The following is a 12,876-nucleotide window of genomic DNA, read 5'->3' as shown; positions in this document are numbered from 1 at the left end:
AGGGTATCGGCTTCCGGGAGTGGCCCCTGCGGATCTTGCCACCCCTCGTGGGGCTCCAGGAGGGCTCAGAAGGGATGCCACAGCCGGCCGTCCCCAGCGCGCAGCGAGGCCAGGCGGTGACGCAGCTCCGCGTGCGCGGCCGCGTCCCGGTGCCCGATGCGCAGGGCGGCCGTCAGCGTCTGGAGCTCCCGGATGTCGCGCAGCACCGGATACCCCGGCCACTCCCGGATGTCGCAGCCGTAGGCCCGGGCGAAGCCGTCCCGCTGGGCGTCGGACACGCCGAACCGCGCGCCCTGCAGCGTGGGCACCAGGTCGATCTCGCGCGGCCCGGCGCCGGCCGAGTCCCAGTCGCACAGCAGCAGCCGGTCCCGGGTGCGGATCAGGTTGCCCCGGTGCGCGTCGCCGTGGACCAGCCCGTACGGCAGCGTGAACTCGACCCGCTCGTAGTACGCCTCCTCCAGCGCCCCGCACCGCCCGAGCAGCCACTCCCGTTCCTCGTCGTCGAGCACGCGGCTGGCGTGCACGGCCCGCCGCACGCGGCCGAAGGGGTCGAAGGTCGGCAGCTCGAACGGCACGGGCGGCAGGGAGTGCAGGCGGCGCAGCAGGAGGCCGAGCGGGACCGGGTCGCCGTCGCCCGCGCCGTCCTCGTAGAGCCAGAAGGTCGCCAGGCAGCCCTCCACCGCGAGGGGCTGGCGCACGTCGAGCGGCAGCGTGACCGGGAAACCCTGCTCGTGCAGCCACCTCGTGACCTTGAGCGAGGTGACCAGGCGGTCGTACTTGCCGGGGGCGCCCGACTCGGCGAGGCGGACGACCACCCCCTCGCCCGGCAGGTGGTAGACGACGTTGGCGAAGCTGCGCAGCAGCCGGGCGCCGGACGCGTCGAGCCCCGCCATGCGGCAGGCCTCCGCGAGGGCGGGCGGGGTGCCCGCGACGGTGGAGACGGTCATCCCACGCCTCCTTCGTGCACAGGTGCCTCCGGCAGCGCGCGGGCCGCCGACTGGGGCAGGCCGGACGCGCAGAACGCCTCCAGCCGGTCGGCGAGCGAGCCGCCCACCCGCGGGCGGGCGGCCTGCAGGGTCTCGGCCAGGCTGTCGATCCGGCGCTCGGGCGGCAGGTCGAACAGCGGCGCCATGGCCCGCTCCGCCCCGGCGGGATCGTCCTCCATCAGATGCGCGGCGGCGAGGTGGGCCGCGGCCATCGCCTCACAGCCGTACGACCTGTTCTGCCGGTCCTCCCGCGCGTACAGGTCGAGCGCCGCGCGGGCCTGGTCGATCGCGCGGTCCGGCCGGCCGAGGTGGAGGTACGCGACGGCCGAGTAGTAGGCGTGCTTGGCGGGCCGGAAGGCGAACTCGCCGGCGAAGCCGTCGTGCAGTTCGTCCCCCGCTCCCGGCTCGCGGGCGTCGGCGGCCCTGAGCAGGTCGTCCTCGGCCTCGCGGGTCCAGCCGAGCATGGCGCCGGCGCGGGCGCGCAGCATGTGCAGGCGGGCGCCGCCCTGCCCCCTCGGCAGGTGGGTCAGGCCGGCCTCCGCGTAGCCCGCCGCGTCCTCGTAGCGCCGGTCCCACAGCGCCACCGACGCCTGCATGCCGCGCGCCCATCCCATCAGCGACTGGTGCCCGGCGATCCTGCCGTACGTCCAGGCGGCGCGGGCGAGGGTGTCGGCGGGCATCCGGCGGCCCATGTCCATGCTGGCGTTGGCCATGAGCCCGCACAGCGTGCCCGCCAGGAAGTACAGCTCACCGGCCTGGGCGGGATGGACACGCCGTTCCAGCGCCCGCCGGGCCTGCTCCTGCAGCGCCCGCATCTCGACGAACAGCGGCAGCGGCGACTCCCAGACGTACCGCCGCGACAGCCAGATCACCTGTGTGCGCAGCCGCTCCAGCGCGCTGTCGCCGACCTCGCTCGTCTCGGCCCGCTCGGCGTGCTCACTGGCCTCGCGGGCGGCGGCGGTGACCAGGTCCGGGGCCGTCCCGCGCTGCCGTCCACCGTCCGGGCGGCGCAGCTCCTCCGGCGTGTAGTCGCGGGCGAACCCGAGCTGCACGGGCCCGGTCTCGAACAGCCGGCACAGCAGGTCGGTGTAGTCGCGGTCGGGCCGGGCCCCGGCCTCCCACTCCCGCCAGGACCGCTCGGTCAGCCCCCTGCGCTTGATCTGCTCGCGGTCGCACATCGCGTGGAAGCGCTCGATCGCCTCCTCGACCGTCCACCCGTACGCCAGCCGCACGCACTTGAAGCGCGACAGCCGCGGGCAGCAGAGATGGATCTCCTCGGCGATCTGGTGGAAGACCGCGGTCGTGGGCGGGTCCCCTAGAGCGGCGAGGGTGCGCTCGCGGATGCCGCCGGCGATCTGGATGGCGGACCGGTCCCCGCCGCGTGAGGGTGTCGTCATCGGCTCTCCCAGTGGTGACAACCGCACGCTAACGGTGTCGATGTCACGAACCGGTCACCTCGCGCACTGCGAGTCGCTCTCCTCCACCCGGAGGGGCGCGATGGTCCCGCCGCTGCGCAACTGCGCCGTGAAGAGCTGTCCGCACAGGCTCGCCGGCGTCTCGGCGAACCACACCGTCGGCGGGTCGCCCGCCGCCGCGGCGGCCCACCGGCCGCCGCCGTACACGATCCGGTAGTCGGGAAAGGCCCTGCGCAGCAGTTCAAGGGCACGCTGGCGGTCCCGCGCCTCGTCGTCCGGAGTCACCGTTCCTCCGTAATGGTTCGTTCAGCCCCCGAACCTGTTCCGTTCCCATACTGTTCGCCGCGCCGTGCGGCCGCCAGTGAGAGCGGGGATCCGCCACCCTGCGAACCGCTCTCATGGGAGTGTCACGACGACATCAGGAGACATCAGGAGGCATCGGTAGGCATCGGGAGGCATCACGAGGAGAAGGGCCGCGACCTGAGGTGGATCGCCTGGAGGACGGCCACCGCCGTCATGTTCGCGAACGTCGCGGTGCCGCCGTAGGACACGAACGGCAGCGGCACGCCGGTGATCGGCATGATGCCGATGGTCATGCCGACGTTGACGAGAGTCTGGAAGGCGAGCCACGCGACGATCCCGCCCGCGACGAGCGCGCTGAACCGGTCGTTGCACATCCGGGCGATCCGGGCGCCGCGCAGCAGGATCACACCGAGCAGCGCCACCACGGCGACGGACCCGACGAAGCCGAGTTCCTCCCCCGCGACGGTGAAGATGAAGTCGGTGTGCTGCTCGGGCACGAAGCGGCCGGTGGTCTGCCCGCCGTGGAACAGCCCCTTGCCGAACAACTCGCCCGACCCGATCGCCACCAGGGCCTGCCTGCTGTTGTAGCCCACGCCGCGAGGGTCGGTCGACGGGTCGAGCAGCGCGGTGAACCGCGCCACCTGGTACGGCTTGAGCAGCCCCAGCGACCACACCGCCGCCCCGGCGGCCGCCGCGAGCAGGATCCCGGCGACCACCCAGCGCTTGCGCACCCCGGAGAGCACGATGATCGCACCGGTGATCGTCGCGAGCACCATCGTCGTGCCGAGGTCGGGTTCGAGCATGATCAGTCCCGCTGCCACGCCGGTCAGCGCGATGCAGAGCGCGACGTTCAGGGCCCGCGGCCGGTCCTTGTCCCGTTCGGACGGCCGCGCGAGCAGCCGCGCGAGCATCAGCACGAGCACCGGCTTGGCCAGCTCGTCCGGCTGTACGGCGAAGCCGCCGCCGACCATGATCCAGGAGTGGTGCCCGTTGATCGTGGAGCCCATCGGGGTCAGCACGAGCACCAGCCCCAGGAGCGCCACGGCGTACAGGACCGGCGCGTACGTGCGGAGCCACCGGTAGTCGCTCACGGCGACGGCGCTGTAGAGGGCCAGTCCGATGAGCAGGTTGATCACGTGCTTCTTTGCCATCGCGGTCGGCTCGATGGACGACCAGGTCCTGGTCGACGACCACACCAGCAGCGTGCCCACGACGCTGAGCGCGAGGACCGCGCCGAGGAGGAGCCAGTCCATCCGCCAGACGACCGCGCCGCGGCCGATCGCCCGCCGCGCCAGCGACCCGCGTCCCACTCTCATGGCCTCGGTCATGGCAGGCGCCTCACTGGGTCCCGTCGCGGCTGATGGCCGGCAGCCGCGTGACCGGTTTGCCGTCGGGGAGCGCCGGCTGCACCGGCTTGCCGTTGTCCCCCTTGCCGAGGCCGAAGATGCCCTCCCAGATCCGCCGTACGGCGGGCGCGGCGGTCGAGGCGCCGAAACCGCCCTGCGCCACCATGACCACCGTGACCAGCCGCGGGTTGTCGGCGGGCGCGAAGGAGGCGAACCACGAGGTGTCCTCCTTGCCGTAGACCTCCGCCGTGCCGGTCTTGCCGCCGATCTTCACGATGTTCAGCGGGAACCCGCGGAACGCGCCGGCCGCCGTGCCGTCCGACGGCACCTCGCTGAGCGCCTTGCGGATGTAGGTGCGGGTCTCGTCGCTGACCGGCAGGTGATACTCCACCGGCACCGGGATCTCCTTGTGCAGCGTGCCGTCGGGCCGCATGAGCGCCCAGCCCAGCCGGGGGCTGCGGACGTTGCCGTCCCCGACGAGCGCGGCGTACGCCCGGGCGAGCTGGAGCGGCGTGACGAGGACGTCGCCCTGGCCGATGGACAGGTTCACCGCCTCGTACGCGTGGAAGATCATGCCCTCCAGGCAGTTCTCGTTGGCCAGCCGCTTGGCGAAGGCGGCGCGGCTCTCGTTCTTCATCTCCGGGTAGCCGATCTTGGCCCGCCTGCACATCTCGGCCCTGGTGGAGTTGTAGAGGTCACGCTTCCACGCGCGGGTGGGGATGCGGCCGGGCGACTCGCCGGGCAGGTCGATGCCGGTGCGGCGGCCGAAGCCGTACGCCTTGGCCATGTTCGGCATCGGCTCCTTGACCTTGGACTTGGGCGTCTTGCCGCCGTCGCGCAGCCACTCCTCGTATCCGGACTTGTAGAAGACGGTGTCGCACGACTTCACCAGCGCCTCGTGCAGCGAGATCGCGCCGAGGCTCATGCCGCCCGCGTTCGGGTACGACCGGCCCTCGACGGTGTAGGCGCCGGGGCACTGGTAGGTGCCGTGCAGCGGCTCCCCATCGGCGATCATGGCGGAGGCCGAGCTGATCTTGAACGTCGAACCGGGGGCGTACTCGCCCGCGATCGCCCGCGACACCAGCGGCTTGCCCGACTTGTCGGACAGGAGGCGCCGGTAGTCCTTCTCGGTGATGCCGCCCGTCCAGACCCTGGGGTCGTAGTTGGGCCGGCTCGCCATCGCGATCACCCGGCCGGTCTTCACGTCGAGCACCACGCCCGCCGCGCCGTCGGAGTTCGGGATCTCCTGCATGGCCTGGTCGAGCGACTTCTCCACGATCCGCTGCACCTTGGCGTCGATGCTGGTCACCAGGACGTCGCCGGGCACCGGATCGGACTGCTGGTCGACCGTGATGACCTTGCCCATCCGGTCGACCTGGACGGCGCGCAGGCCCGCCGTGCCGCGCAGCGCGGCGTCGTAGGTCCGCTCCAGCCCGTCGCGGCCGGTGAGGTCGACGCCCGAGTAGTTGGCCTTGAGGCCCTCGCGTTTCTCCAGCTCGCTCTGCGTCACCGGCTGCAGGTAGCCGAGAAGCTGGGCGGCGTCCCTGCCGTTCGGGTAGTCGCGCATCGCCTGGATGTCGGCGGTCACGCCGGGGAAGTCCTCCTGGCGCTCCAGGATCTGCAGCGCCGCCCGGGGGTTGACGTTCGTCGCCACCGGGATCGGCGTGTACGGCGAGCCGGGCCAGCACGGGCGGCTGACGCCTGGACCGCACGCCCGGATCTCCATCTTCAGCTTCGGCAGCGGCACCTTCAGCACGCCGGACAGCCGCCTCAGCACCGCGTCGCCGCCGTCCGGCATACGCTCCAGCCGGCCACGGTCCACCGAGACCACCAGCGTCGTGCGGTTGCGCACCAGCGGACGGCCCGAGGAGTCGAGGATCGCCCCCCGCAGGGCGGGCACCCGCACCTCGCGGGTGCGCGTCTCCGTCGCGACCGTGACGAACCGCGATCCCTGCACCACCTGGACCTGCCACAGCCGGACGACGAGCACGACGATCATGGCGATGACCATCACCTGCAGGACGATCAGCCGCCCGCGCAACCGTGTCATGCCGCCCCCCGTCTATAACCCGGAACGAGCTCCGTACGACCCGCGCGTCTGCGGTGGCCGCCGTACAGGGCGTTGACCGCCCACAGCACCAGTGGAGCGGCCACGAGATTGCAGACGGCCGCCCGGGGCCACGCCGTCGCCAGCACGCCCCAGGTGACCCCCGGCGCGCCGAGCAGCGCGCCCAGACCGGCCACCATGCCGGGCGCGAGCACGCCGCAGCCCGCCATCACGAGCAGCGGCAGGCGGTCGCCCGCACGACCGGCCGCGTAGCCCAGGAAGCACAGGACCAGCGCGTACTGGCCCAGCGTGTGGTTGGCGGGCGGCAGCAGGTCGTAGGCGAGCCCGCCGCAGAAGCCGATCACCGCGCCCGGCAGGGGCCCGCGCCTGGTCGCGAGCACGGCGACCGTCAGGAGCACCAGGTCCGGCGCCCACGTGAACAGCAGCCGGTTCACCAGGACGACCTGCAGCACCAGGACGGCGAAGAGCAGCAGCGCAGGGGTGACGTTGCGGAGCATCGTTCAGTTCCTCCCGCCGCGGCCCTCGCCGGCCGCCATATCCTCGCGGGCACGCTCGTCACGCGGTGGCGCCGGCCGCCGGAGCCCGAACCCCTCCTCCAGCGACCTCTGACCGGTCCTGTGCTCGCCGGGCCGCCGTTCGTCGCGCGGCTTCGGCGGCGGCGGCACCGGCGGAAGCACGGAGTCGCGGGGGTCCCTCTTCGGCGCCGCGACCACGACCCCGACGACGTCCAGCGCGGAGAAGTCGGTGAAGGGCCGCGCGTAGGCGGTCCTGGTGACCTCGCCCGGGGTGTTGTCGATCCGCTCGACGACCCCGATCGGCACGCCGGGCACGTACGGCAGGCTCCGCTGGGAGCCGAACGACACGATCCGCCGTCCCACTCCGATCGGCACGGTGGAGTCGAGCAGCCGGAACTTGATCAGGTTGCCGCCGCCGCCCGCCTCGCCCAGCCCGTTCACGACACCGAGTTCGTTGCCGCCCTCCAGCCGGGCCCCCGCCGACAGGGCGGGATCGGTCAGCAGCGCGACCGTCGAGCTGGCCGGGCCGGCCTGGATGACCCTGCCGACCAGCCCCTGGTCGCTCAGCACGGTCATGTCGGCTCGGATCCCGTCGGCCGCCCCCACGTCGATCTCGACCGTGTCCTCGAACCCGGCCACGGTACGCCGCGCGACGACCTGGGCCGGCACGATCCGGTAGCGACCGAGACCCGCCAGCCCGAGCATGCGGTCCAGCTTGTCGGACCGGGCCCGGTCGAGCCGCTGCGCGGAGACCTCGTCCCGCAGCCGCGCGTTCTCCTTGCGCAGGTCGCCGATCACGCGGCGGGCGGACGGCGCGTCGCGCAGCATGCCGACGAAGCCGGTGATGGGCCCGGTCACGGCGGCGCCGACGCGCTCGACCTTCCCGAACACCGCCCCCGCGAAGCCGCGCACCGGGCCGAGGACGCGGTCGCTCCCGGCCCGGTTGTCCACGGTGATCAGGATCAGCGCGACGGCGAGAAGGAGGCCGAGCGTGAGCCGGGCGCGGCGGGTGTCTCTCATGACCGCTCCTTAGCTGCGGGGCTCCGGCACGAGCACCTGCTGGAGGGCTTCAAAGTCCTCCACGCACTTCCCGGAGCCCAGCGCGACGGAGTCGAGCGCGTTCTCGGCGAGGTGGACCGGCATCCCGGTCTCCTCGCGCAGCCGGTCGATCATGCCGCGCAGCAGGGCGCCGCCACCGGCCACGGCGATCCCCCGGTCCATGAGATCGCCCGACAGCTCGGGCGGGCACTTGTCGAGCGTGGACTTCACCGCGTCCACGATCGCGTTGACCGGCTCGGAGATCGCCCGGCGGATCTCCTCGGCGCTGATGACGACGGTCTTCGGCAGGCCGGTGACCAGGTCACGGCCCCGCACCTCGGCGTGGAAGTCCTCACCCGTGGCGCAGGCGGAGCCCACCGCGATCTTGACCTCCTCCGCCGTGCGCTCCCCCAGCATCAGGGAGTACTCCTTCTTGGCGAAGGAGATGACCGCCTGGTCGAGCTCGTCGCCGCCGACGCGGATCGACTGGCTGGTCACGATGCCGCCCATCGAGATGATGGCCACCTCGGTGGTGCCGCCGCCGATGTCGACGACCATGTTCCCGGTCGGCTCGTGCACCGGCAGACCGGCCCCGATCGCCGCCGCCATCGGCTCCTCGATGATGTACACACGGCGGGCGCCGGCCTGGTAGCCCGCTTCCTTCACCGCGCGCTGCTCGACCGCGGTGATGCCACTGGGTACGGCCACGATGATGCGCGGGCGCACGAAGTGCCGGCGTTTGTGGATTTTCTGGATGAAGTACCGCAGCATCCGCTCGGTCACATCGAAATCGGCGATGACCCCGTCCCTCAGGGGCCGGATCGCGACGATGTTTCCGGGCGTCCGCCCGATCATCCGCTTCGCTTCGATCCCAACTGCCACGATCTTGCCGGTCGTGACGTTGATGGCGACGACGGACGGCTCGTTCAGGACGATGCCGCGCCCTCGGACGTAGACGAGAGTGTTCGCCGTGCCAAGGTCGACAGCCATGTCACGGCCCAGGAATGTCAGCTTGCTGCCCATGCGGAAGGAAGCCTTCCTTCAGGTGGTGAGCGGTTACCGGGTTCAGCGGGAGTGCGGGATGACGCATCGCATTCGAATCGTAACCGCACGTGCTCATCACTGGGCACATCGAGCTCCCAAGCCCCCGGAAAAACCGGCCTGCTCCGGTCTAAGCTCGATCACCACCCGGGAAAACACGAGAGGCCCCGGTTTAAACCGGGGCCTCTCGTGGGGCAAGGACTAGAAACGGTCGGGAAAGAAAATCTTGGTTTCCCGGGCCGCGGACTCCGGCGAATCGGAGCCGTGGACGACGTTCTCGCCGATCTCCAGCGCGTGGTCGCCGCGGATGGTGCCGGGCGCGGACTTCACGGGGTCGGTGAGCCCGGCCAGCGCGCGGAACGCCTCGACGGCCCGCGGGCCCTCCAGCACCATCGCGACGAGCGGGCCGCCGGTGATGAACTCCACCAGCTCGCCGAAGAACGGGCGCTCGGAGTGCTCGGCGTAGTGGGCCTTGGCCGTCTCGGCGTCGAGCGTGCGCAGGTCCATCGCCACGATCTTGAGGCCCTTGCGCTCGATGCGGCCGATGACGTCCCCGACGAGCCCGCGACGGACCCCGTCGGGCTTGATCAGGACAAGCGTACGCTCGGACACGGTCTTCTCTCCTATTGTCGTCGTGGGTGACGCTCACGTGGCGTCCGACCCGCCGGTTCTCGGGCACGCCCGGGAGCTCCAACGCAACGGCAGCTTACCGGTCCAGGTGCGCCACTCCGCTCACCCGGCGTGGTCAGCGCACGGTGTCCGGCTCCTGCGGTCCGGGGTCGTCGCCCTCGGGCGAGGGCGTCGGCAGGGGGATCACCACCTGACCGGCGGACGCGGCGGCGGCGCTCCGCCGCGCCAGGACCGACGAGAGCACGATCACCCCGACCACGACGAAGCCGCCGACCAGCGCCCACATGTGCAGCGCGTCGACGAACCCCTTCACGAGCGCGTTCCCCCCGTCCCGGCCGGCCGGCGCGGACCCGGCGGCCTCGCGCAGCCGGTTGACCTGGATGCCGGTGCCGAGCAGGAAACCGGCGAGCACGGCGGGGAAGCACAGCGACAGGCCCAGCAGCGCGGAGCCGAGGCCCGCCAGCCGGAACGCGCCGACCAGCGCCACCGCCGCCCCGGCGGCCAGCAGGACGAACGGCACCACCAGCGGCGTGCCAGAGGGTGCCGGAACGAGAAGCCTGACGGCGCACATCCCGCCGACCACGGCGGCGAGACCGACAGCGGTCATCCGCGTGGCGGACGTCTCCGGCGCCCTCCCCGCCAGGACGGCCGCCGCGAGCGCGGCCAGCCCGGCCACCAGGAACGGCACCCACAGACCCAGCAGCCCGGGACCGCCCAGCGGGCCGCCGAGCTCGATGTAGGTCATCTGCGCGGCGGTCGGCAGCACGACCAGCCCGACGGCCACGTTGACGAGCGCGAGGGTCCGGCCGCCCTGTCCCTCGATGGCGCCGAACGCCGCGAGGGCCAGCATCGCCACCGTCGCGAGCGCCGCCGCGGCGACCACCAGCAGGGGCGGCCAGTCGAAGGTGACGCCCACGCCCAGCGCCGCGATCGCCGCGGCGGGCACGGCGGCCAGCGCGAGCCTGCCGCGTTCGGCGGAGGTGGGCCGCCTCAGGGGCAGCACCTGCCGCTCGCCCTCCGCCTCGGCCGCGCCGGCGCCGCCGGTGACCATCCACAGGACGAGGTACACCGCGGCGAGGGCCAGCGCGACCCCGGTGAGCAGCGGGTACGGCTGGAGGGTGACCCGCCAGGACGACACGTCCCGGATCGCCCACAGCGCCAGTGCCTGCGCCGACAGCAGCGACACGGAGAGCGCCCCGGCCCAGATCGGCAGCAGCACCCGGTGACGGGGACGCTCGGCCACCGCGGCGAGCGTGGCCGGGACGAGCATGCCCGCGCCGATTCCGTGGAGCACGCGCAGCACGCCGACGAGCGTGACCGTCTCGGTGTATCCGCCCGCGGCGTCCGCGAGCGCGAGCAGGGTCAGCCCCGCGACGAGAATCGGCGCCGCGCGGAACCTGCGCACCGCCGCCGCGGCGATGGGCACGGTCACCAGCATGGCGGGCAGCGCGAGACCGTGCGCGCGGATCATCTCGACCTGCGAGACCCCCGGCGGCAGGAGCGCCGCCACGACGGAGATCGTGTTCGGGATCGCGACGACCGCGAGAGGAAGGGCGACCACGGTGAGCAGCCCGATGACGACGTCGACCAGCATGGGGACGCGCACGGCACGGACCTGCACGGCGGCCCGTGCCTGCGGTACGGGAGGGACGGCCATGGAAGCCGACTTTAGCGCTTCGTCGTCCCTTCGACACGGCGAGCGACGAAGATGGCGGTTATCCACAGGGCGGCGAAGATCACCCCGAGGAAGAACATGGCCGGGACCAGGAATCCTGTGGCGATTGTCAGGATCTGCAGCACACTGCCCGCGATGTAGGCGTACGACCGCTTCAACTGACCGGCGATCAGCACGCACAGGACGGCCAGGCCGAGCCCGACGGTCACCGCGACCGGCGGGGACACGTGGTTGATGGTGATCGCGACGGGAGTCACCAGCGCCACGACGATCGCCTGCATGCCGAGAACGCTCGCGCAGAGCCGCCGCATGCCGGGAGTCACCTCGAACATGCCGCCGCTCACCGCCCTCACCTGGCGGCCTTCAGCAGGACCCGGGCGTCGCCGGCCGTGACCACCGACCCGGTGATCAGGACCCCGGAGCCCAGTTCGTCCCCCTGGTCGGCCAGTCCGATGCCCGTGTCGATCGCGTCGTCCAGCCGGTCCTCGATGTGGACGCGGTCCGGGCCGAAGACGGCCTGCGCGCGGACCGCCAGGTCGTCGGGGCTCAGGGAGCGCGGGGAGGAGTTGCGGGTGACCACGATCTCCTCGGCCACCGGTTCGAGCAGGTCCAGGATCGTCTCCACGTCCTTGTCGGCCATCACCGCCACCACGGCCACGAGCCGGGTGAAGCCGAACGCCTCGGTCAGCGCCTCGACCGTCGCCTCCATGCCCGCGGGGTTGTGCGCCGCGTCGACCAGGACGGTGGGCCCGCGCCGGACGACCTCCAGCCTTCCCGGGCTGCTCACCTGGGCGAAACCCTGCCGTACGACCTCGTCGCCCAGCGGGTCGTCCCCGGCCGTCAGCGCCTCCACCGCGGCCAGGGCGCCGGCGGCGTTGCCGGCCTGGTGCGCGCCGTACAACGGCAGGAAGACGTCCTCGTACACACCCTTGAGGCCCCTGAGCTGGAGCAGCTGGCCGCCCATCGCCAGTTCGCGGTGCAGCACCCCGAACTCCAGCCCTTCCCGGGCGACGACCGCGCCGACCTCGGCGGCCCTCCGCATCAGCACCTCGGCAGCGGGCAGCGCCTGCTGCGCCAGCACCACGGTCGCCTTGGGCTTGATGATCCCCGCCTTCTCGCCGGCGATCGTGGCGATGTCGGGGCCGAGATATTCGGTGTGGTCGAGAGCCACGGGGGTGATCACCGCGACCGTGCCGTCGGCGACGTTGGTCGCGTCGAAGGTCCCGCCCATGCCGGTCTCGACGACCGCGACGTCCACGGGGGCGTCGGCGAACGCGGCGAACGCCATCGCCGTCAGCACCTCGAAGAAGCTGAGCTTCCCCACCCTGGCGTCGATCAGCTCCAGGTAGGGCGCGATGTCCTCGTACACCTCGGTGAACCGCTCCTCCGAGAGGGGCTCACCGTCCACGGAGATGCGCTCGCGCATCGACTGCAGGTGCGGGCTCGTGTAGCGGCCGACCCGGAGGTTGCGCTCGCGCAGCAGGGCCTCGGTCATGCGCGCGGTGCTCGTCTTGCCGTTGGTCCCCGCGATGTGAACGACCTTGTACGACTTCTGGGGATCGCCGAGGATCTCCATCAGCGCGGCGATCCGATCGAGAGAGGGATCGAAATCCCACTCCACCCCCCGCGCCATGATCGCTTGCTCGACGGCTCGATATTCCACGACCCTCAGCGTACGGGACGTCGTCATCGCCCTTCACCTCACACCCGTCGCCGGGGGCGGGGTTCCGGGCACAAAAAAAGGGGGGTCATCCCATACGGGATGACCCCCCTCAAAAAATTGTCCGGCGGCGTCCTACTCTCCCACACCGTCCCCGGTGCAGTACCATCGGCGCTGGTAGGCTTAACTTCCGGGTTCG

At 72.0% G+C, this 12,876-nt stretch carries 12 protein-coding genes and 1 rRNA gene; all 13 read right to left on the bottom strand.

The window, feature by feature from the left end:
• Positions 1 to 65: 65 nt before the first annotated feature.
• On the bottom strand, positions 66 to 947 hold the full coding sequence (locus FED44_RS34870) for a phosphotransferase family protein (protein ID WP_117408864.1): 882 nt from the start codon (positions 945 to 947) through the stop codon (positions 66 to 68).
• Complete coding sequence (locus FED44_RS34865; RefSeq protein ID WP_117408863.1) at positions 944 to 2,383, bottom strand: hypothetical protein; 1,440 nt, start codon at positions 2,381 to 2,383, stop codon at positions 944 to 946. Before FED44_RS34865 ends, FED44_RS34870 begins: the two co-directional genes overlap by 4 nt.
• Before the next feature lie 54 nt (positions 2,384 to 2,437).
• Complete coding sequence (locus FED44_RS34860; RefSeq protein WP_117408862.1) at positions 2,438 to 2,686, bottom strand: hypothetical protein; 249 nt, start codon at positions 2,684 to 2,686, stop codon at positions 2,438 to 2,440.
• A gap of 173 nt (positions 2,687 to 2,859) precedes the next feature.
• Positions 2,860 to 4,032: a rod shape-determining protein RodA gene (rodA, locus tag FED44_RS34855; protein WP_117408861.1), complete on the bottom strand. Its 1,173-nt coding sequence runs from the start codon at positions 4,030 to 4,032 to the stop codon at positions 2,860 to 2,862.
• A gap of 10 nt (positions 4,033 to 4,042) precedes the next feature.
• Positions 4,043 to 6,100: a penicillin-binding protein 2 gene (mrdA, locus tag FED44_RS34850; RefSeq protein WP_138463338.1), complete on the bottom strand. Its 2,058-nt coding sequence runs from the start codon at positions 6,098 to 6,100 to the stop codon at positions 4,043 to 4,045.
• A complete protein-coding gene (mreD, locus tag FED44_RS34845; RefSeq protein ID WP_138463337.1) occupies positions 6,097 to 6,615 on the bottom strand; it encodes a rod shape-determining protein MreD in 519 nt (172 codons plus the stop codon). Before mreD ends, mrdA begins: the two co-directional genes overlap by 4 nt.
• Before the next feature lie 3 nt (positions 6,616 to 6,618).
• Complete coding sequence (gene mreC / locus FED44_RS34840) at positions 6,619 to 7,653, bottom strand: rod shape-determining protein MreC (RefSeq protein ID WP_138463336.1); 1,035 nt, start codon at positions 7,651 to 7,653, stop codon at positions 6,619 to 6,621.
• 9 nt (positions 7,654 to 7,662) lie between these two features.
• Positions 7,663 to 8,694 (bottom strand): rod shape-determining protein, encoded by a 1,032-nt coding sequence (locus FED44_RS34835; protein WP_117408857.1) that lies wholly within the window; start codon positions 8,692 to 8,694, stop codon positions 7,663 to 7,665.
• Positions 8,695 to 8,913: 219 nt separating this feature from the next.
• Positions 8,914 to 9,324: a nucleoside-diphosphate kinase gene (ndk, locus tag FED44_RS34830; RefSeq protein WP_117408856.1), complete on the bottom strand. Its 411-nt coding sequence runs from the start codon at positions 9,322 to 9,324 to the stop codon at positions 8,914 to 8,916.
• Between the two features lie 133 nt (positions 9,325 to 9,457).
• Positions 9,458 to 10,999 carry a hypothetical protein gene (locus FED44_RS34825; protein ID WP_117408855.1) on the bottom strand — a complete coding sequence of 514 codons (1,542 nt, stop codon included), beginning with the start codon at positions 10,997 to 10,999 and terminating at the stop codon, positions 9,458 to 9,460.
• Between the two features lie 11 nt (positions 11,000 to 11,010).
• Positions 11,011 to 11,361 (bottom strand): DUF4233 domain-containing protein, encoded by a 351-nt coding sequence (locus FED44_RS34820; protein WP_244302526.1) that lies wholly within the window; start codon positions 11,359 to 11,361, stop codon positions 11,011 to 11,013.
• A gap of 5 nt (positions 11,362 to 11,366) precedes the next feature.
• Positions 11,367 to 12,650 (bottom strand): bifunctional folylpolyglutamate synthase/dihydrofolate synthase, encoded by a 1,284-nt coding sequence (locus FED44_RS34815; protein ID WP_396700266.1) that lies wholly within the window; start codon positions 12,648 to 12,650, stop codon positions 11,367 to 11,369.
• A gap of 149 nt (positions 12,651 to 12,799) precedes the next feature.
• Positions 12,800 to 12,876: ribosomal RNA gene (gene rrf / locus FED44_RS34810) — 5S ribosomal RNA — on the bottom strand; the annotation flags it as partial.

This window comes from Microbispora triticiradicis, from assembly GCF_005864065.1.
Taxonomy (GTDB): Bacteria; Actinomycetota; Actinomycetes; order Streptosporangiales; family Streptosporangiaceae; genus Microbispora; species Microbispora triticiradicis.
The sequence above is the reverse complement of the archived record's forward strand: the minus strand, read 5'-3'. Positions and strand labels throughout refer to the sequence as shown.